The following is a 21,210-nucleotide window of genomic DNA, read 5'->3' on the forward strand; positions in this document are numbered from 1 at the left end:
ATGCTGATTTTATTATTTAAAACTCCAATACTTCGTTATCCCCAAAGTTCTCGTAGCTGCTCGTAATGACCTGCTCACCCGGACGCACGCCTTCCAGCACTTCAAAGAATTCCGGATTTTTACGGCCCAGCGTGATGCTGCGTTTGGTAGCCCGCTTGCCGGACTCTTCCACCACGTACACCCAGTTGCCGCCCGTGTCGGAGAAGAATCCGCCGACCGGCAAAAGGGTAGCCTGGGCGGCTTTGCCCAGTTCCAGCCGAATCGGCGACGACTGTCCGCGCTTGATGCCTTTCGGGGCGCCATTGGCAAAAATCATGTCCACTTCAAACCGGCCGTTGCGTACCTCGGGATACACGCGGCTGATCTGCAGCCGGTGCTGGTCGCCGTTGAAGTCGAACGAACCTTGCAGGCCGGCAAAGATGCGGCTGATGTAGTGTTCGTCGATGCCCACCCGCATTTTGAAGCCGTCGAGGTCGTCGATCTGGCCGATGTTCTGGCCCTGGTTGATGTTCGATCCGACCTCGACATCCATCGTCGAAAGCTGACCCGACACCGGGGCCTTCACCACCAGGTTGTTCAGCGTCTGCTGCCACAGCGCCACGTTCTTCTGGGTCTGGGCCAGCGTTTTTTCCAGTTGCTTGATCTGCGTCTGGGCGTTTTCTTCCTGATATTTCTGGGATTCAATCTCGATTTTCCGCTGTTCCACCAACCGTTCGTAGTCCAGTTTGGCTTTGATGTAGTCCTGTTGCGGAATCACTTTTTCGCGAAAAAGCTTTTCCTGACGCTCCCAGACATCTTTGGCCTGGGCAATCTGGAAGTCGAGGTCGTTCAGCGTCCGGCGCAGGGCGTAGCGTTCGACGCGCAGACGCTGGCGGGTATTCTGGAGTTCGTTGACGAGCCGGTTGGCTTCCGTTTCCGACTGCAGGAAGCTCAGGCGCAGGTTCTGGTTTTCGAGGCGCAGCAGCACGTCCCCTTCCCTTACCATCGCCCCGCCTTCTACCAGTTTCTCGGTGACGTACCCTCCGGCGATGGCGTCGAGGCGAATCGTTTTCAGCGGCTGCACGACGCCCGTTACGGCGATAAATTCTTCAAAAGGACCGCTTGAGACGGTCGAAATCGTGATTTTGTCTTTCTCAACGTTCAGCTTCGAGCGGTGGTCCGCCAGAATAAAGCTGTAAATCAGCAGCGACGACAGAACCAGCCCTCCTACGGCGAACGCAATACGCTGACTTGTCCAGAACTTCTTGGGTAATACGCGATCCATGAATAATAGCGAATGAGCGAATTTGTGAATGGGCAAAAGGCCGACGCTCGTTCGGACACTTTAAGCCAATTGCTGTGCCACCCCGAACAATGCTCTATGAATCAGATACTTACTCCGGAAACCTGTCGAAATTCTGTCCGCATCTGGACAAAAATCCGTCCGAAAACGGACACGGCGGAAAATGTGCTAATTTGCAGCCGACTATTCACCGATTTATGTCCAAAATTCTAATTATTGACGACGATGTCGACGTGCTCAGCGCGGCCAAACTGCTGCTCAAACGGCACTTCGGACAGGTTGATATTGAGAAAAACCCCGAGCGAATTCCGTTTCTGGTGACCAATGGCAAGTACGACGTTATTCTGCTCGATATGAATTTCCAGCGGGACGTCAGCAGCGGACGCGAGGGATTTCTCTGGCTCGACCGGATTCTGGACATTGATCCCCAGGCGGCCGTTATTCTGATTACGGCCTACGGCGACGTGGGCATGGCCGTGCGCGCCATCAAGGTCGGGGCGCTCGATTTTGTGCTGAAGCCCTGGGAAAACGACAAACTGCTCGCCACCATCGAGGCCGCTCTCCAGACCCGGCAGAGCCAGACCGGCAGTGCCGGAGCCACCGGCAAACGCGGCAGCCAACCAGTCATTCAGTCATCCAATCATTCAATCATCGGCAACAGCCCCGCCATGCGTCAGGTGTTCGACACCATCGAGCGCGTGGCCGAAACGGACGCCAACGTTCTGATTCTGGGCGAAAACGGCACCGGCAAAGACCTGATTGCCCGCGAGCTGCACGGACGTTCGCACCGCCGCGACAAGCCGTTCGTCAGCGTGGACCTGGGCGCCCTGAGCGAAACCCTGTTTGAAAGTGAGCTTTTCGGTCACGTCAAAGGCGCCTTTACCGACGCCCGCGACGACCGCGCCGGGCGCTTTGAGGAAGCCGGGGGCGGAACGATTTTTCTGGACGAAATCGGCAACATCACCCTGCCGCAGCAGGCCCGTCTGCTGACGGTATTGCAGCAGCGGCAGGTCACGCGGCTGGGTTCCAATAAGCCCAAAGCGGTCGATGTCCGGCTGATCTGCGCCACCAACGCGCCGATCTACCAGCACGTCGCCGACCGTTCGTTCCGGCAGGATTTGCTCTACCGCATCAACACCATCGAACTGCACCTACCCGCCCTGCGCGAACGTCCGGACGATATTGGTCCGCTGGCCGAGCATTTTCTGAAGATTTACCGGAAGCAGTACAACCGGAAGGTGAGCAGCATCAGTCCGGCGCTGCTACGGCAGTTGCAGCAATACCGCTGGCCGGGTAACGTCCGCGAGTTGCAGCACGCCCTCGAACGGGCCGTCATCCTGGCCCAGGGCACGATGCTGGAGCCGAGTGATTTCTATTTTGGCACCACCCCCGCCTTTGGCATGGTCCCGCCCTCGCCCGAAACGGCCCTGCGCGAATCCATGCAGCTGGAAGATATGGAGAAAAAGCTCATCCAGCAGGCCATGCAGAAGCACCACGGCAACATCACCGAGATCGCCCGCGAACTTGGCCTGTCAAGGCAGGCCCTGTACCGGCGGCTGGAGAAGTATGGACTTTAAATTTAGTTATGAATTATGAGTTAAGAGTTAAGCTTCGCCATTTACAAGGCAAACAGCGAAGCTTAACTCATAACTCATAATTCATAACTCTTAACTCCCCTTATGGCTTCTTCCGCCCGCTTCACCACTTCCTCGATGGGCTGGTCGGCGGGCTCGATGGGGCTGAGGACGGTGAAGGTCATGCGGGTGAAGGAACGGAGCGGGAAAACGCCTTTGGGGTTGAAGCGGCCGGTACCGTCGATGGCGATAGGCACGACCAGCGCCTTGGGGGCCCGTTTGAGCAGGGTACTGACGCCGCCGACGGCGAATGGCCTCATCGTTCCCGTGGCCGAACGGGTTCCTTCGGGGAAGATGACGGCCGAGTGGTTTTCGCTCTGAATCAGCTTCGCCAGGCGGGCAATTTCGACCACGGCCTGCTTGCCGTCCTTACGGTTGATGAGCGCCGCGCCACTTTTGCGGAGGTTATACGAAATGCTCGGAATGCCTTTTGCCAGTTCGATCTTGGAAACAAACGTCGGCCAGTGGCGGCGCAGAAACCAGATGATGGGCGGAATGTCGAACATGCTCTGGTGGTTGGCAACGAAGATAATGGGCCGGTCGGTGGGCAGATGGTGCCTATTCCGGAAGCGGACGGTGCTGCCCGTCAGCAGCCAGCCGAAGGTGATGCTCGCGTTCAGCCAGTCGACCACCGTTTTCTGGGCTTTTCGGCCGAAAACGTTGTAAGCCACTACCTGACCGAGGTGGAAAATGACCAGAATCAAACCGAAGTAAAGCAGGTAAACTGCACTCAGAAGATAATCGAAGATTTTTTTCATAAGGGGTCCGCGGAGAACCGCTGGTGGCGGTTTCGACCGACAAAAGTACGAATTGCCGGGATTTGCGGCGTAAAGAAAAGCGGTAGAATGCGGCGACAGCGGGTTTTAGGCGTATATTGCCGTTTGTTGCCCGTCCCGCCGCCCGGGACAAAACCACAGGTTTTCGTGTTTCAGAACGGAACAGAAGGTGAGAGCTACCCTTTGCGCAAGGCCCGTCGATGGTAAGGGATCGGCTGAACGCACGTAATTCGGCAGTTTTAATTTGTAATCCATAAAAATTCAAGCGGAGCGGCGCTCCACTTTACAGTCTTATGATTTTAACCGGAAGTCGTCTGGAAGTAATGCATTTTGTTGGCGAGAAGGTCGAGGGGTACATGAAGGAGTTTCTGAAGCCTGTCGAAACGTACTGGCAGCCTGCAGATCTGCTGCCGGACCCCACGCAGGAGAATTTCCTGGAAGAGGTGAAATTGCTGCGCGAAAGCGCCCGTGAACTGTCTTATGATTACATGGCCGTGCTCATCGGCGATACGATTACCGAAGAAGCGCTGCCGACCTACGAATCCTGGCTCATGGAGGTCGAAGGCGTCAACCAGGCCGACTACGACCAGGGCTGGAGCAAGTGGGTGCGCGCCTGGACGGCCGAAGAAAACCGCCACGGCGATCTGCTGAACAAGTTTCTGTACCTCTCGGGCCGGGTGAACATGCGGGCGATGGAACAATCGACGCAGTACCTGATTTCCGACGGTTTTGACATCGGCACCGGCCGCGACCCGTACCGCAACTTCGTGTACACCTCGTTTCAGGAGCTGGCGACCAACATTTCGCACCGCCGCACGGCCACGCTGGCCAAACAGGCGGGCTGCCCGCAGCTTTCCAAAATCTGCGGCGTCATCGCCTCCGACGAAATGCGCCACGCTAAGGCATACAGCGCCTTTATCCGCGAAGTTTTTGCGGTGGACCCTTCGGAGATGATGCTTGCCTTTGAAGACATGATGCGCAAAAAGATCGTTATGCCCGCCCACTTCCTGCGCGAAACGGGGACCAAGATCGGCGAAACGTTCAGTCACTTTTCGGATGCCGCCCAGCGGCTCGGCGTTTACACGACCATCGACTACATCGAAATCATGGAGTCGCTGCTGAACGAATGGCAGATTGAAACGGTCACCGATCTCAACGATGCCGGACAACGCGCCCGCGACTACCTGGTGGCCCTGCCCGCCCGTCTGCGCCGCATTGCCGACCGCACGCGGATTCCGACCCTGGAATACCCATTCAGCTGGATTGCCTGAATCCGATGAACCGTTTCGTCCTTGGCATCGGCTGGCGTCTGGTATTGCTTACCCTGCTGTCGTGGGCAATGGGGTACGTCTGGCTTTCCCTGCACCAGCCGTTGCCGGCGTTCGTGCTGTTCATTATTCACTGTACCTTATTCATTAATCTTTACAAATACGTCACCGGCCTGAACCGCAAACTGACGCGGTTTCTGGAATCGGTCCGGTATTCGGACTTTGCGGTGACGTTCAAGGCCGACAATCCGCTCGGCGACAGCTTTGCCGGTCTCAACACGCAGTTCAACGAAGTCCTGGAAGCGTTCCGGCAGGCGCGGGCCGAGCGCGAGGCGAACCTGCACTACCTCAACACCATCGTTCAGCACGTGGGCGTCGGGCTGGTTTCCTTCGACGGCTCGGGCAACGTGGAACTCATCAACCAGGCCGCCCTCCGCCAGCTGGGCATTTACCGCCTCCGGACGCTGGGCGAGCTGGAAGGAGTTCATCCCGGTCTGGCCGAGCTGATGAAAACGGCCAAACCCGGCACGCCGACCGTTTACCAGACCAAAAGCGAGCAGGAACTGTCCGTTCGCCGCTCGACGGTCAGCCTCCGCGGCCGCCCGGTCACGGTGGCGTCGTTGCAGAACATCCGTTCGGAACTGCAGCAGAAAGAGCTGGATGCGTGGCAAAACCTGACCAAGGTGCTTCGCCACGAGATCATGAACTCGATCACGCCGATTGTCTCGCTGGTCGGCACGATGCAGCAGATTGCCGAACACGAACTGGCCGACGCGCCCACCGAATCCGTCGATGACCTCAAGGAGGCCCTGCGCACGATTGAACACCGCGGCCGGGGCATCATGCGCTTTGTGGAGGCGTACCGGAGTTTTACGGCGATTCCGCAGCCGCGCATCGCCGAAGTGTCCGTCATGCAGTTGCTGAACCACATTGTGCAGTTGGTCCAGTACGATCTGCAGCACCGCCGCATCACGCTGCTGACGCCCCCGGCACCCGCCTACCTGACCATTTTTGCCGATGCCGGTCAGATCGAAATGGTGCTGATCAACCTTATCAAAAACGCCGCCGAGAGCTTGGAAGACCATGAGCATCCGGTAATCCGCCTCGAAGCCGAAACCGCCGACGGCCGGACGGGCATCCGCGTGGCCGACAATGGCCCCGGCATCGAGCCTGAGGCGCTGGAACGGATTTTTATCCCGTTTTTCACCACCAAAAAAACCGGCTCTGGCATCGGCCTGAGTCTCTCCCGCCAGATCATGCAGCTCCACGGCGGCAGCCTGAAAGTCACCTCCACGCCGGGTCAGGGGAGTGTGTTTACGTTGTGGTTTTAAGCGGTATCTTTGTTTTTTCTCGCAGTTGTTTTATTTCTCGCAGATTTGCGCGGATTTTAAGCGCAGACTGACGCAGATTAATATTGAAAAATTGCGGTAATCTGCGCTTAAAATCTGCGAGAAATATTTCAAACATCAACCAGCACTCATGGCTGAATTCTCTCATCTGGATTCCGAAAACAACCCGTCGATGGTCGATGTGGGCGCCAAAACCGTCACCCGCCGAACCGCCACGGCCCAGAGCATTGTTGTCCTGACCGACGAGATCATGCAGCAGATGAGCGGCGGCGACATTCAGACCAAAAAAGGGGCCGTTTTCCAGACAGCCCTGATTGCCGGGACGATGGCCGCCAAACGGACCTCGGACCTGATTCCGCTCTGCCATCCGCTGGGCCTGGACAGCTGCAAATTCTCTTTCCGAACGGAAGGGAAAGAAGTCATTATCGAATGCACGACGAGTCTGGAAGCGAAAACGGGCGTGGAAATGGAGGCGCTCGTCGGGGCTTCCGTGGCGGCTCTGACGGTGTACGACATGTGTAAAGCTTTTTCGCACGATCTGGTAATCCGGGAAACACGCCTGCTGGAAAAGACCGGCGGCAAACGTGACGTTCAACGGCATGGATAAGCACGAAAAACACGGAAAAATCACCCGCCCCGACCTCGGGACCTTCGCCCGGACCGAGCTCGCCCTGCTCGGTACGCCCTGCGGCCAGATCAAAACCCTTGCCTACGCGCTGATTTCGGCCCTGAAAGACCAGGTCACGGTTGCCTACGTGGATGCCGATCACAAGGGCGAAGACACGCCCGAGACCATCCCCGCCCTCCACGCCGGGGCCGCGCAGGTGTATACCGACAAAATTTCCTTTCAGCGTTTCGACACCGTCCGGCCGCTCAACGATTTCCAGCGCAGGCCCGCCTTTCAGGATTACGACCTCGTGCTGGTCAACGGCAACCACTTTGCGGCCAAAGCGCAGATCGTGGTGGTGGACCCGGCCAAGTCACTGGAGAAAAAACTCGACCGGCTGACCAGTGTCAGGCTCATTCTGCTAAAAGACACCGACACCCTTCCGGATTCTCTGAAGAACCATCTCGGCGAGCAGCTGGCCACCGTTCCCGTTTTCCGGTTTGAGGAGACCGACCGCGTGGTTTCTTTTGTCCGGGAATTTGTCGAAAACGCCCGGCCGCCGGTCTATGGACTGGTGCTGGCGGGCGGGCAAAGCAGCCGGATGGGGACCGACAAAGGCCGCCTCGATTACCACGGCAAACCGCAGCGCGAGTACGCGCTGGACCTCCTCCGTCCGCTTTGCGAAAAGGTGTTTTTATCGGTCAACGAAAAGCAGAGGGCCGAACTGGCCGACAGCCCGCTGAACCTTGTTCCGGACACGTTTCTGGACCTAGGGCCGTTGGGCGGCATTCTTTCGGCCTTCCGCCAACAGCCCGACGCCGCCTGGCTGGTGGTGGCCTGCGATTTGCCGCTTCTGTCCGAAAAAACGCTGCGCGTTCTGGTCGAAAAGCGAAATCCGTCCAAAATGGCGACGGCGTTTTACGACAGCGACCACCGGTTTCCGGAGCCGCTCATCAGTCTGTGGGAGCCCCGCGCCTACCCTACCCTGCTGCAATTTCTGGCGATGGGCTTCTCCTGCCCGCGAAAAGCGCTCATCAACTCGGACGTGCAGCTACTCGACGCGCCCGATGTCCGGGAGTTCGCCAATGCCAACGACCCGGCCGAGCGGGAACGGATTCTGAGCCGACTGTAATTTTTTTTTCGTCCGGCTTGTAAGTAATTTTTAAGGCGTACTTGTCTGTGCTGTTAGCGATTAAATCTAACTTATTACGATTTAATTCCTAAAACAGGCAGGCATGAAGCAGGTATACCCTATCCCGCCGGAGGCTCCGGCCCCCCGCATTTGCCTTGACTCGCCGGAGGTGTCCGGGCCACCGCCCACCGCCTCCGACGACGAGCTTTTCATCCGAACGGCCCTGCTCGATACGCCCGAACTGGGCGTAGAACTGCTGTACCGCCGCTACTACCAGCCGCTCTGCACGCATGCCGTGCGGTTTGTCGGCTCCCGGCAGGTGGCCGAAGACCTGGTTTCGGATGTCTTCTACCAGTTTTATTCCAACGAAGTTTTCCGGCAGATCACCACCTCGTACCGGGCGTATCTCTACAAAACCGTGCGCAACCGGGCCTACAACTACCTGCGCTGGGAACTGAGCCGCAAAGCCCCGCTCGATGAGTTTCGGGAAACGCAGACCTCGTCCGTCGCCCAGCCCGACGACATCACGCAGTACGAAGAACTGTACCAGGATGTGGACGGGGCCATCCAGTCGCTGCCGATTCAGCGCCGGAAAATTTACCTCATGCACCGCTTTGAAGGCCGCAAATGTCAGGAAATCGCCGACGAACTGGCCCTTTCGGTCCGGACCGTAGAAGTGCAGGTCTACCGCGCCACGCAGGCTATCCGGCAACTGCTGAAAGACAAATGGCTTCTGCTGCTCTTTTTCGGCACTCAACTGTAGCACTCATGACGATAACGAAAGAACTTCTTTTCAGCTATTTCGCCGGAAACGCCTCAGCTTTGCAGAAACGGCAGATCGACGAATGGGTCCGGGAACCTGTCCACGAAGAGCTTTTTTACCAGTGGCTCGATGAATGGGAGAAAAGCCAGCCGCAGTACGCCGTCGATGTTCCGGCGGCTATCGGACGCTACCACGACTACCTCCGGCACCGGCAGACCGCGACCGGCCTGGCCGACGAGCCGCCCGTCCGCGTCCGGACGCTGCGCCGGGGCTGGCTGACGGGCGTGGCCGCTTCCGTAGCGCTTCTGCTGACGACCGGCTGGCTGTACCGCGACCAGATCCGCTACCGGACGTACGCAACCACCTTCGGGCAGACCCAGAGCCACGAGCTTCCGGACGGCAGCCGGGTGACGCTCAACGCCAACTCCTTGCTGCGGATTCCGCGCTTCGGTTTTGGTTCGGGCAGCCGGGATGTGCATCTGTCCGGCGAGGCCGTCTTTTCCGTACGCCACCAGCCCGACAACCAGCCCTTCCGCGTCCGGACCGACAACCGGTTTGAAGTGGTGGTGCTGGGCACGGAATTTTCCGTTTTTGCCCGCCGACGCGGCGCCCGGGTGGTGCTCAACAAAGGCAAAGTGCAGATCAACGAAAACAGCGGCAACCGGGCGCGGCAGGTGCTGATGAAGCCCGGCGATCTGGTTACGCTCGACCACCGCGGCCGGCTCGAACTCCGCCGGGTGGCCCGACCGGAACTGCTTTCCGCCTGGAAGGAACACCGATTCGTTTTCGAACAGACGTCGCTTCAGGAGCTGACCAATCTTTTCCGGGAAAATTACGGTCTCCGGCTCGTTTTTTCGGACCAGACGCTCGCCCGGCAAACCATCTCGGGTTCGTTTACGGCCAGCAACGCCGACGAACTGCTCACGATTCTGGGCGAAGCGCTGGACCTGAAATTCAGCCGCCGGGGGCGAACCGTCCTTGTTTCTGAAACCTCAGTCCTTTAATTTTTTATTGATCCTCAATCCTCACGATGACCTATGAAATTCTCTACTCCACCCAAGGGCTGCTGGCTGCTGCTGCCGCTGCTGGTCGTCACCCACTCGGGATTTAGTCAGACGCTGGCCCTCGCCCGTCAGGCTCCCCGGACGGTTTCGGCGACTCCCACGGTCCGGAAACTGGGCGATGTGCTCAGCGAACTGAAATCCCATTACCGGGTCGATCTGGTGTACAGCGACCGGCTCGTCGAATCGTTCAGCGTTCCGGTGGGCGTGGTCAATCTGAACGTTGGCCTGGAACGCAATCTGACCAATCTGCTGAGTCCGCTGGGGCTGCGCTACCGGCGCATCAAAGACGGGGCGTACGTCATTTCGAGCCGGAAAGACCGCTCCACGACCGCCCTCGACCCCGCCAACATCCGGGAAACCGGCTCGTTTTCGGACCTTCCCGAACAAAGCCGACCCGTTCAGACGCTGGCGGCGCTCAGCTTTCGCCAGCAGGCCGTCAGTCAGGACATCAGCCTGCGCGGCCGGGTCACCGATGGAGAAAACGGCCAGCCGCTGCCCGGTGTCAACGTCGCCGTGAAAGGCACTAGCCGCGGCACCACGACCGACGGCGAGGGCAATTACCGGCTTTCGGTTCCGGAAGGCGGCACCACGCTGGTCTTTTCGTTCATCGGCTACGCCACGCAGGAGATTCCGATCACCACGCAGCAGGTGCTGGATGTGCAGCTGAAAGTAGACGACCGCTCGCTTTCGGAAGTGGTGGTGGTCGGCTACGGCACCCAGCAGCGCCGGGATGTGACGGCCGCCATTTCCTCCATCAATACCCGCGACATCCGCGACCAGCCCGTACCGAACATCGTGGAAGGCCTGTCGGGACGCCTGCCGGGCGTGCTGATTCAGCAGAATACGGGCGCGCCGGGCAACAGTCCGTCGATCAAGATTCGGGGTCTGGGCTCCATCAGTGCGGGCAACGGTCCGCTGGTGGTGGTTGATGGCCAGCCGCTCGATGCCGGGGCGCTCACCAACGGCGGCGGCCTGAACCTGCTCAACCCGAACGATATTGAGAAAATCGACGTCCTCAAAGACGCCAACGCCACGGCTATCTACGGCTCCCGCGGGGCCAACGGGGTCGTGGTCATCACCACCAAGCGAGGCAAGGCCGGACAAACCCGCCTGAATCTGGATTATTATACCGGCGTTCAGCAGGTGACCAAGCAAATGGACATGCTCAATGCTGCCCAGTTTGCCGAATTTTCCAAAGAAGCGTTCAATAATGCCTATCTGGAACGGGTTCCCGGTGCCAAAATCACGGACCCCAACGATCTCCGTCCGGCGGGGCAGCGCTACCGGTATCCGCGCGGGGAGTTTACGGGGGTCAATTTCGACGATCCGGCCAGTCTGGAGTCCTACAATTACCAGGACCTGATTTTCCAGAACGCGCCCATCAGCAACTACCAGCTGACGGCCTCGGGCGGGACGGATAAGGTGCAGTTTCTGGTGTCGGGCAACTACCTCAATCAGGACGGGGTCGTCAAGCGGTCGGGCATCGACCGGTACACGCTGCGGACCAACGTGGACGCGCAGATGCTGCCGTTCCTGAAAATGGGCGTCAGTTTCAGTCCGTCGCTGACGGTGGAGCAGCGCGTCAACACGGACGGCCACTGGGCGAGCAACGGCATCATCAACGCCGCCCTAAGCCTGCCGCCGTTCATTCCGATCTATCAGCCGGGCACGACGGTGTACAATTCGCAGGCGTATTATGCCGCGCCGTACAACTGGCCGGGCATCACCAACCCCGTCGCCAACATTTACGAAGCCGACAACCTGGCCCGCATCACGCGCCTGCTCGGCAACGCCTACGTCGAACTGCAGCTTCCGCTCAGCATCCGTTATCGGGGGACCATCGGCGGCGATATTCAGCACTCGCGGCTCAACAACTACCAGACGTCGGCCCTGCCGCTGAACCAGTTGCTGCCGCCGACCGCCGCCTCGGCTTTCTCGGAAACCTTCCAGAACATCAACTGGGTCACCAATCACATTCTGACCTATAACCGGGAGGTGGGTCCGCACCGGATTGAGGCGCTGGCTGGTCTGGAAAGTCAGAAGAACGATTTTGAACGCAACCGCATCAACGCCAACAACTTCCCCAACGACAACGTCCGGACCTTGAACGCGGGGACCATTACGGGCGGCAACTCGTTCCGGGACCAGTGGTCGCTGGCGTCGTATTTCGGGCGGGTGGGCTACACCTTCCGCGACCGGTATCTGTTCAACGCGTCCATCCGCCGCGATGGGTCGAGCCGCTTCGGGCGCAACAACCGCTGGGGTACGTTCCCCTCGGCCTCGCTGGGCTGGCGCGTGTCCGAAGAAGCGTTCCTGAAAGCCGTTCCGGTTATTTCGGAATTAAAGCTGCGGGCCAGCTACGGATTGGCGGGGAACAATGCCTTCTCGACCAACTACCCGGCCATCGGCCTGCTCAGTGCTGACAACTACGTGTTTGGCAACGCGCTGGCGAACGGTCTGGCCGTCAATACCATCGGCAACGACAACCTGACCTGGGAGAAAAGTCGCCAGCTCGACGCCGGTTTCGATCTGGGTCTGTTCAACAACCGGATTTATTTCACCGCCGATTACTACCGCCGCCTGACCACCGACCTGCTGCTGGCCGTACAGGTACCGACGCTGACGGGCTTCTCCTCCGCCGTGCAGAACATCGGGAAGGTCGAAAACCAGGGCTTCGAATTTGCGCTGAACACCCGCAACCTGACCGGGGCCTTTAGCTGGACGACCGACCTGAACCTGTCGTTCAACCGGAACAAAGTGCTGGCCCTCGGGCCCACGGGCGACCCCATCCGCAGCGGTACGGGCGTGGGCGAAACCAACATCACGATGATCGGCGAACCGCTCGGCAGCTTCTTCGGCTACCGCCAGCTCGGCGTGTTCCGCGACCGGGCCGACCTCGACAGCTACCCTCGCTTCGCCGACGCCCAGCCCGGCGACGTGAAATACGAGGATGTGAACGGTGACGGCAAGATCGACGCCAACGACCGCACGCTGATCGGCAACAACCAGCCGGATTTCATCTACGGCATCACCAACAGCTTCTCGTTCAGGGGAATTGACGTCGGCATCGTCATTCAGGGCGTGCAGGGTGGTCAAATCCTGAACCTGTCGCGGCGTTTTTACGAAAACCTCGAAGGCAACGCCAACGCCCTGACGACGGTGCTCGACCGCTGGCGCTCCCCCGAGCAGCCCGGCGACGGCAAAACGCCCCGGGCCAACACCCGCACGACGGGCAACAACAACGCCGTGTCGTCGCGCTGGGTGGAAGACGGCAGCTATTTCCGCGTCCGGAACATCACCATTGGTTATAACCTGCCGAAGGCCGTCCTCCAGCGGATCAAAGTGCAGAATGTCCGGATTTACGGCGGGGTACAGAACGCCTTTACTCTTTCAAAATACCTGAGCTACAACCCGGAAGTGAGCGGCTACGAAGGACCGCTGACCGGCGGGGTCGATTACGGCAGCTACCCGCTCGCCCGGACGTACACGATAGGCATTAACCTCGGATTTTAAATGAGCTTAAAGTTTAGAGCTTAAGGTTTAGGGTTCAAAACCTTTGTGCGAAAACGGAGAAGCAAACGCGCCGCACCAAACCATAGACGCTAAGCCCTGAACTTGAAACTTCTCAAAAACGCATTTTCATGAAACGAACATACCTCATTACGGCCGCTTTAAGCCTTGCGCTGACGGCCTGCCAGGATGGCTTCCTCGACCTGTCGCCGGTTTCGCAGGCGAGTACGGCCACTTTTTACAAAACCGGCGGCGACCTGCTCAACGCCCTGAACGGAGCTTACGGAGCCCTGCAATTCAACGGGCAGTACGGGCAGTTCTACGTCATTTCCGAAATTCCCTCGGACGACACGACGCCCGTGCTGTCGGGTTCGGTGACCGACCAGGACGAGTTCGACAAGTTTTACCTCCGGACCACCAACCCGTTTCTGGCGGCCCGCTGGAGCGACGGATACCGGGGTATCTACCGGACCAACGCCGTCATCGACCGGTCGGCAGGTGTGACGATGGACGAAAACCTCAAAAAGCGGGTGGTCGGCGAAGCCAAGTTCCTGCGGGCGCTGATGTACTTCAACCTCGTGCGGGTCTTCGGCGACGTGCCGCTGGTCGTTAAGGAAATTATTGATCCGCAGGAAGGCTATGCTTACGGCCGCAGCCCGGTTGCCGAAGTGTACAATCAGATCGTCAAGGACCTGACCGAGGCCGAAGCCGCCCTGCCCGAGCGGTATACGGGAGCGGATGTCGGCCGGGCGACGCGGGGAGCCGCCAAGGCTCTGCTGGGCAAGGTTTTGCTGACGCAGCGGAAGTTCCCGGAAGCCGCCGCCAAGCTGAAAGAGGTGATCGACGCCGGTACGTATGAACTGCTGCCCAACTACGCGGACGTGTTCCGGGCCTCCGGCAAAAACCACCGGGAGTCGATTTTTGATGTGCAGTACAAAAAAGGCAGCATCGGCGAGGGCAGCGGGTTCGCTAACGCCTACGCGCCCGAGAACTCGGGCAATGCCGTCATTCAGTTTGGCGGGGGCGGCAACAACCAGCCCACAGCCGACCTGATCCAGGCCTACGAACCGGGCGATCTGCGCCGGGACGTTTCGCTGGCGACCAGCTACGTCAACTCCGCCGGGCGGCGCATCGACTACAATTTCGTCCGGAAATATGCCGACCAGCCCATCACCAACGGCGATTCGGAAGACAATTGGCCGGTGCTGCGCTATGCCGACGTGCTGCTGATGTACGCCGAAGCGCTGAACGAAAGCGGACAGACCGCCGCGGCCCTGCCTTTTCTGAACCAGGTGCGCCGCCGGGCCGGACTGCCGAACAAAACCATTTCGGCGCAGGCCGAGATGCGGACCGCCCTCGAACAGGAACGTCGGGTAGAACTGGCTTTTGAAGGGCACCGCTGGTTCGACCTGCTCCGGACGGGCCGGGCGCTGCCCGTGCTTCAGGCCAAGGCGCAGGCCATCGGCATCAAAACAGCCCTGACGGCCAACAACCTGATTTTCCCGGTTCCGCAAAGTCAGATTGACATCAACAAGACCAAGATTCAGCAGAATCCAGGGTATTGACCGTTGTTTGTTTCTCGCAGATTACCGCTGATTTTAGACGCGGATTAACGCAGGGACGTAATTGTCCGGGTTAATCTGCGCTTAAAATCAGCGGTAATCTGCGAGAAACACGTTTATACCCCGGTTCGGTGTGTTGGATTCTGTTTTATCTTGCGCCCACATACACCGACACCGATGAACGACGAACACTATATCCGCGAAGCCATCCGGCTGGCCCGCGAAGGCATGGAAGCCGGGCAGGGCGGTCCGTTTGGGGCCGTCATTGTCAAGGATGGTCAGATTATCGGTCAGGGCTGCAACCAGGTTCTGGCCACCAACGACCCCACCGCCCATGCCGAAGTGGTGGCCATCCGCGACGCCTGCCAGCATCTGGGCACTTTCCAGCTCGAAGGCTGTACGCTCTACACCTCCTGCGAACCCTGCCCCATGTGCCTGGGAGCCATTTACTGGGCCCGCCCCGCCCGCATCGTCTACGCCTGCCTCCATTCCGACGCGGCCCAAGCGGGCTTCGACGACCATTTTATTTACCAGCAAATCGAAAAACCCCGCGAACAGCGCTCCATCCCCATGCACCAGTCCCACCGCGACGAAGCCTGGACGGTCTTTGAAGCCTGGATGGAGAAAGGGGATAAAACGCTTTATTAATTATGAGTTATGAGTGAAGAGTTGACCGAGTCCCAGGCCGTCACCGCTAACTCAAAATTCTTAACTCATCACTTTTAACTCCCGAAATGTCTTCCCATCACATCGTCCGCGAGAAACAGGAACCCGCTTTATTGATTGCCAACGGCGAAAGCTGCGACCCCGAGCTGCTCGGTCAGTTGCTGGAGTGGAGTCCGTTTGTGGTGGTGCTCGATAATGCCATCTGGCGGGTGCTGGATCTGGGTATCAAGGTCGATGCCTGGCTCGGCGATTTCGACGACGCCCATGATTTCGAGGCCGTTCGGGCGCGGCAGTACCCGATTGAGATTGTCCACACGCCCGACCAGAACAAAACCGACCTTCACAAGGGCCTTGAATTCCTGATTGAGCGGGGTTTTCCGGCCGTCAACATCGTCTGGGCCACCGGCCGCCGGGCCGACCACACGCTGGCGAATATGACCGATATTGTCCGGTACAAAGACCAGATTCGGATGGTGATGCTGGATGATTATTCCAAAATCACGCCGCTGACGGGGCCGTTTGAAAAGTGGTTTGCCAAAAACACGCCGATTTCTCTCTTCCCCGTCGGAACGGTCGAAGGAGTGCAGACCGAGGGACTGGCGTACAACCTGCACGACGAATCCCTGACGCTGGGCTACCGCACCAGTTCCAGCAATGCCGCCGCCGAGGATGGCTTCGTGCGCATCCGGTACCGGAGCGGCGACCTGCTGCTGATGGAGTGCTGGGATTAAGGCGTTGCGGAGGGCCGGAAGACGGTTTCCGGAAAGGCCCGCCGGGTGGTATCCATCAGCATCGCCTGGCGTCTGGGTTCGCGGTCCGTTTCGCTTTCAAACAAACCGGAGGGCAGCAGATACAATCCGTTGCCGACGGCCATCCGCCACTGCTTATAGGGCGCAAAATGGGCCACTTTCTTCCAGCTCGACACCGCCCGGTTCTGCGCAAATTCGGCGGCATCCTGCAACAGCACCGAGCGCAGATCGGCGACAAACGGCGTATTTTTCCAGTACGTAAAGCTACAGAACCCCACCCCGGCCAGCAGGAAAAGCCGCCCCACCGCAGGCCGCCACGCCGACCTGAACGACTGAATCAGCAGCAGATAGGCGACAATAACGGCCAGAATACTGCTGATTTTGTAACGGCTCGTGGAGACGATATCATCCGGGGGCCGGTTGAGGGCAATCGCCAGAGCGGTCAGGAAAATGACGGCAAACAGGGCCGTCAGTAACAGCCGGGCGCGGGTCTGGTCCGTTACCGGCCGTCCCTCCCGATAGGTCCGCAGCAAGGGCAAGCCGCCCAATGTTACCACCGACAGCCACAAGGCCGTTCCAACAACGGCCACACCCGCCAGGCCCGCGCTGGATTTTCCGACAAAAGCCCCCAGAAAGCCCGGAACCGCCATAATCCGGTCGGACCACGCCACGCTGACCGCTCCCTGCTGGAGAGGCTTGTTTCCGGCCAGATAAGCCCAGAGGATAAAACACGCGACCGGAATCCAGAGCAGCAGTTCGCGATACCGACGGAGGTAGAGCAGCACCCCGCCGCCCACCACGAGCGCCAGCAGTCCGTTGCCGCTGGTGTAGGTGGCCAGCACCGCCAGCCCCAGAGCAGCCCAGAACCGGGCACGCAGTTGCCGCGTTTCGGCCGGTACAATCAGCAGGCAGAGCGAAAGCCCGGACCAGCACCAGACGCCGAAGTTTTGCAGCGACGCCATAGCGAAAAAGGTATTCTCGAAATACTGAAGCTGAAAAAGCAGGAAAGATACGGGCACAAAATACCAGAGCGGCCGCTGCATCCAGCAGAAAGCCCGGTAGAACACCCACCAGATTCCCAGCAGCGACAGGCTTCCGAGGGCGATCAGCATGCGGAAATCGATGACCCCGCCGGAAAGCAGACTCACCAGCCAGGCCACCAGCCGGGTGTAGGCAATCCGGTGTTCGTTGTGGTAATTGAGCAACACATACCAGAACTCCCGGAACGAGGCCGACCGCTTCAAGTCCATGACCGACACGAAAATGGCCCCAAAATCGTCAAGCTGCGGGACGTTTACGGCAAAGAAGAGGAGATAGCCAAAATAAAGTACAACCGGGCACCAGAGCGCCAGGCTGACCAGTTTATTATTCATACCAATACGTTACGGTGTCAGCACATGCGTGGTCCGGTGCTGTAAACTTTTGCGATTCTAAAACAAAAAATCATTGATTCGCGCCTATGTCATTAATCGCAAATCATATGAAATTATTTGGCAAAAAGCTTACCAAAGTGTTTCTCTTTGTTGAATTCCGGTCAGAAATCTGCGGCCGTCTCACCGATGGAAGAAGACGCTCCCGCCCTTTTGGCGGCCGTCGTCCAGCACCAGCCGGAACCAGTAACGACCGGCTGGCAGCAACGCCCCGCCCGCGTCGGACCCATCCCAGTCGATGCCGTTGTCGCCAATCCGCAGCGACTGCCTGATCTGCCGGACCAGTTGACCATCAGCCGAATACAAAAACAACGTGGCCGATTCGGGCGTTTTGGGGCCCGTCAGGGCAAAGCTGAACCGGGTCCGGAACCGGAACGGATTGGGAACCGCCCGCACGGTGGAAAGACTGTCTGCGGTCCGGACGCGAAACCGAATCTGGTACGGCTGCGTGCCCGCCGGGTTTCCGGCTACATCCGCCGCCGAAACCCGGAGCGTGTACAGCCCGTCGGTGAGCGGACCGGGGCGATAGTCGAGCCGAAAGCGGTTGTCGGGTCCGGCAGGTTGCCAGTTCACCTGTGGTCCGCCGAGCCGGACCCGTTCAAATTCGCAGCCCGGACAGGGGCGTTTGAGCAGAATATCCAGCCCGACCGTATCGGCCCGGATGCGGTAGCGGTCGTTGTCCCAGAGCACAAGCTGAATCAGCGGTTCGGGCGAGACCAGCGCCCCATCGGGGAGGCGTGCCCCGTCAATCGTCACTTCCAGCAGCGGATTGAGGCGGTCGGGCGGAAAGCGCTGGCCGGAATCGGGCAGTGTCAGGCTCAGCTTCCCGTTTTCGAAAACGGTCTCAAACCAAAGCCGATTATTCGTTTCGTCCAGTTCGGAAATTCGGTTTTCCGGGTCGATGACGATTTCGTAGGCGGTTCGCCCGCCAATCGGCTCCGGCCGGAAAGCCAGAGACAGCGTGTCGCGGAAAGCCACCGCCCGGCCGGGCCGTTTCAGCACGGCTTGCCAGTTTCCCGGCGTTGTCTCCTGCCGAAGCTCCATCGCGGGTTTGTCGGAGGGGTGGAACCGTCCGGCGTTGGCGACCAGCAGGTGCAGGCGAACCGAATCCGGGGCGTTATCCGCTTTTCCGAAAAAAAGACCTTCGGGCGGGAGTACAAAATCAGGCCGCGCGAGCGGAAAAAGGCGCAGCGCCGGATCGCCCTGAAAAATCATCTGGGACACATTCGCCAGGTCCAGTTCGTTCGGAAAGCGCTGCACCATCCGCCGGGCTGTTTCCTGGTGGACAAGGCCGATGGGCCGGGGCATCCAGAGGCTGTCGCCCAGCAGGGTTTCGTAAAAAACGCGGGTGAAATTGTCGAGCTGGCCCACAAAGCCCGTGTAGCCGTGGGCGAGGACGGCAATCGCGCCTTTGTCCGGGGCCAGCAGCCAGTCCGTGCTCAGGTTGTTGGTTGCCCCGAAAAATATGTTGCCGATTCCGCAGCCGTTGAAAAACAGCAGCGGATAGCGGCCCCGGTTTCGGTAGCCGTTGGCCGGCTGCGAAACGTAGCCCAGGTCCGTGTCGGTGATGACCGGCGACGAATGGCCGAACACCGTCAGCAGACCCACACCCCGGTTGACCACGTCCGCCGCTTCCACCTTTTCGACCGGCGCGTTCGTCTGCTTCGACCGGGTAGTGACCGACGCCCCCAGAAACGCCCCGGCGGCGGTCGCGGCGGCGGCGTCCGTGATGCGGCGAAAGATTTCCTGCTCAAACGCATTGCGCCCGCCGCTCAGGTGCAGCAGTTGTTTCCGCCACGCCGCCGTGGCGGGCGTTTGTTCATACTCCTGCACTTTGGCGAGGTAATGCAAAACCTCCTGCGGATTCAGCGTGTTGAGGCGGCCCGTGGGTATCGCGTGGACGTAATCCGGGAAACCGGCCAGCCCGGCCGTCAGCGAAACGTCGGAACCGGGCATGTAAGCGAGCGTCGGCAGGGCGTCGAGGCGGTCCTGCGCGGGATTTCGGCGCACCGGAAAATAGGCGTTGCTCCGCCCGATGAGCAGCAGAAACCGCTCGCGGCGGGTCGCCGAATCGGCGCTTAGCATGTAATCGGCAAAGCGGCGAAGGGCCAGCGGACTGCGTTCCCCGTAGCTGAACTGGTTCATCAGTTCGCGAAAGGTCACCACCAGCGTATCGTACCGGCCGCCCGCGACCGATGCCCGGTAGGCCGCGTACGCCCGCACCGCATCGGGCACCACCCCGACGGGTTGCATCAGGCTTTCGTGCGAAACGATGAGGTAGTTGGGCCGGGCCGCCGCCAGCCGGCGAAAATGGACCCGTTCGAGGCGGGGCGTCCGGGGTTCGGCCGGGGGAGCCGCTTCGGCCCCGTGCGGGTAGCGGACCTGGAGGTAGCTGACCGAGTACCGGTCGGTGGCGTCCGGCCCCTGCGAAACCGTTGAAACGGTTAGCGTACTGTCGGCGTCCAGATCGTCCGGTTCGAGCACGGCCCGAAAGGTCGGCGTCCGGAAACCCGAAAACCGCACGAGGCCCAGCAGGCGGCGAGCCTTCCCGGCGTAGATCGCCACTTCGTGAGCCGAGTTGTCCCGGCCGTTGAGCAGCAGGGCCAGTTCCGGTTTTCTGGGATCCGACGCCACCCAGCCGTCGAGCCGGAGGCGCTGCACAAACGGAATGCCTTTCTGCTGAATCGGCCCCGTCCAACCTTCGCCCGGTTCAAAATAAACCTCGTGGCGGTTGGTGGGCGGAGCAAAATCCCGGAAGCTGTACTCCTGGGTCAGCAAAAGGCGTCGGGTTGCGAGCGAATCCGGACCGGACGGCGGCTCCGGACGATTTATCAGGCGTTTACCTTTCGTTCCCGTTCTGCTCCAGGTGAGAAAATAAGCGGCCGTATCGGAAAACATGCTGTAAAACGGGTGCGGCTGCGTTCCGGCCGGGCGGTAGAGCAGCGAATCCAGCGCCCCGTCATTGCCTTCGCCGCTGAACTGCAGGAAATCCGCGGCGTCGAGCCGCCCGTCCGCTTCGCCCGTTACGATGACTGGCTGCTCCACGCCGCGGTGAAAAAGTTGCAGCGTGGCCGGGTCGAGGGAGGCGATTGGTAGGCCGGCGCGGCGCAAATCCTCCGTTGTGAGCCGGTACAGGCCCTTTTCCGCGACCGGAATCCGGTAATACGACTGGTCAAACTGAATCCATTCATTGCCGTAGCGGGCAGACTGCGCCAGGGTCCAGTTCACCGACAGAAATGAAATCAGAACGGCAAAAAAACGTATCATGCTTAGCCAAGCAATTCCGGTTTGGAAGGTAGGAAAAAAACGCCTCCCGCTCGTCCTGACTAATTGCCTTTTGAGAAAATAAATATCCATTCATCCGTTCCGAGCGAAAATACTTCCAAAGTACCTTGCATTGCATAGTACCTTTTATATA

General features: G+C 59.5%; 15 protein-coding genes. 11 read left to right on the top strand and 4 right to left on the bottom strand.

Translation table 11 applies throughout. The features are described 5' to 3' along the window. Positions 1 to 16: 16 nt before the first annotated feature. Positions 17 to 1,264 carry an efflux RND transporter periplasmic adaptor subunit gene (locus tag ORG26_RS08245; protein WP_266368360.1) on the bottom strand — a complete coding sequence of 416 codons (1,248 nt, stop codon included), beginning with the start codon at positions 1,262 to 1,264 and terminating at the stop codon, positions 17 to 19. Between the two features lie 215 nt (positions 1,265 to 1,479). On the opposite strand from ORG26_RS08245, the gene ORG26_RS08250 reads away from it, so the two are divergent. Further along, on the top strand, positions 1,480 to 2,859 hold the full coding sequence (locus tag ORG26_RS08250; protein ID WP_266368361.1) for a sigma-54-dependent transcriptional regulator: 1,380 nt from the start codon (positions 1,480 to 1,482) through the stop codon (positions 2,857 to 2,859). 74 nt (positions 2,860 to 2,933) lie between these two features. On the opposite strand, the gene ORG26_RS08255 is transcribed toward ORG26_RS08250, so the two are convergent. Beyond that, the gene (locus ORG26_RS08255) at positions 2,934 to 3,674 is read right to left on the bottom strand and encodes a lysophospholipid acyltransferase family protein (RefSeq protein WP_266368363.1); all 741 of its coding nucleotides are present in this window, start codon (positions 3,672 to 3,674) and stop codon (positions 2,934 to 2,936) included. 311 nt (positions 3,675 to 3,985) lie between these two features. Between ORG26_RS08255 and ORG26_RS08260 the strand changes: the two genes are divergently transcribed. The 10 genes from ORG26_RS08260 (at position 3,986) to ORG26_RS08305 (ending at position 16,344) form a co-directional block, all read left to right on the top strand. Continuing rightward, the gene (locus ORG26_RS08260; RefSeq protein ID WP_266368364.1) at positions 3,986 to 4,963 is read left to right on the top strand and encodes an acyl-ACP desaturase; all 978 of its coding nucleotides are present in this window, start codon (positions 3,986 to 3,988) and stop codon (positions 4,961 to 4,963) included. A 5-nt stretch (positions 4,964 to 4,968) separates the two neighbouring features. After that, complete coding sequence (locus tag ORG26_RS08265) at positions 4,969 to 6,291, top strand: sensor histidine kinase (protein WP_266368365.1); 1,323 nt, start codon at positions 4,969 to 4,971, stop codon at positions 6,289 to 6,291. A gap of 148 nt (positions 6,292 to 6,439) precedes the next feature. After that, positions 6,440 to 6,916: a cyclic pyranopterin monophosphate synthase MoaC gene (moaC, locus tag ORG26_RS08270; RefSeq protein WP_266368366.1), complete on the top strand. Its 477-nt coding sequence runs from the start codon at positions 6,440 to 6,442 to the stop codon at positions 6,914 to 6,916. Continuing rightward, positions 6,909 to 8,048 (top strand): NTP transferase domain-containing protein, encoded by a 1,140-nt coding sequence (locus tag ORG26_RS08275; RefSeq protein WP_266368368.1) that lies wholly within the window; start codon positions 6,909 to 6,911, stop codon positions 8,046 to 8,048. The genes moaC and ORG26_RS08275 overlap by 8 nt, the downstream gene beginning before the upstream one ends. A gap of 103 nt (positions 8,049 to 8,151) precedes the next feature. Beyond that, the gene (locus ORG26_RS08280; RefSeq protein ID WP_266368369.1) at positions 8,152 to 8,811 is read left to right on the top strand and encodes an RNA polymerase sigma-70 factor; all 660 of its coding nucleotides are present in this window, start codon (positions 8,152 to 8,154) and stop codon (positions 8,809 to 8,811) included. 5 nt (positions 8,812 to 8,816) lie between these two features. After that, a complete protein-coding gene (locus ORG26_RS08285) occupies positions 8,817 to 9,815 on the top strand; it encodes a FecR family protein (RefSeq protein WP_266368371.1) in 999 nt (332 codons plus the stop codon). A 33-nt stretch (positions 9,816 to 9,848) separates the two neighbouring features. Next, the gene (locus ORG26_RS08290; RefSeq protein ID WP_266368373.1) at positions 9,849 to 13,388 is read left to right on the top strand and encodes a SusC/RagA family TonB-linked outer membrane protein; all 3,540 of its coding nucleotides are present in this window, start codon (positions 9,849 to 9,851) and stop codon (positions 13,386 to 13,388) included. Between the two features lie 128 nt (positions 13,389 to 13,516). After that, positions 13,517 to 14,950 carry a RagB/SusD family nutrient uptake outer membrane protein gene (locus tag ORG26_RS08295; RefSeq protein WP_266368375.1) on the top strand — a complete coding sequence of 478 codons (1,434 nt, stop codon included), beginning with the start codon at positions 13,517 to 13,519 and terminating at the stop codon, positions 14,948 to 14,950. Between the two features lie 174 nt (positions 14,951 to 15,124). Further along, entirely contained in the window at positions 15,125 to 15,595 is a 471-nt protein-coding gene (locus tag ORG26_RS08300; protein WP_266368377.1) for a nucleoside deaminase, read from the top strand. Between the two features lie 86 nt (positions 15,596 to 15,681). Beyond that, positions 15,682 to 16,344, top strand: coding sequence for a thiamine diphosphokinase (locus ORG26_RS08305; RefSeq protein WP_266368379.1), 663 nt, complete (start codon positions 15,682 to 15,684; stop codon positions 16,342 to 16,344). Here the strand turns inward: ORG26_RS08305 and ORG26_RS08310 are convergent. Together ORG26_RS08310 and porU2 are read right to left on the bottom strand one after the other, a co-directional pair. Further along, on the bottom strand, positions 16,341 to 17,735 hold the full coding sequence (locus ORG26_RS08310; protein WP_266368380.1) for a hypothetical protein: 1,395 nt from the start codon (positions 17,733 to 17,735) through the stop codon (positions 16,341 to 16,343). The genes ORG26_RS08305 and ORG26_RS08310 overlap by 4 nt on opposite strands. A gap of 180 nt (positions 17,736 to 17,915) precedes the next feature. Continuing rightward, positions 17,916 to 21,059 (bottom strand): putative type IX secretion system sortase PorU2, encoded by a 3,144-nt coding sequence (porU2, locus tag ORG26_RS08315; RefSeq protein ID WP_266368382.1) that lies wholly within the window; start codon positions 21,057 to 21,059, stop codon positions 17,916 to 17,918. Positions 21,060 to 21,210: the final 151 nt, after the last annotated feature.

Source organism: Tellurirhabdus rosea, from assembly GCF_026278345.1.
Taxonomy (GTDB): domain Bacteria; phylum Bacteroidota; class Bacteroidia; order Cytophagales; family Spirosomataceae; genus Tellurirhabdus; species Tellurirhabdus rosea.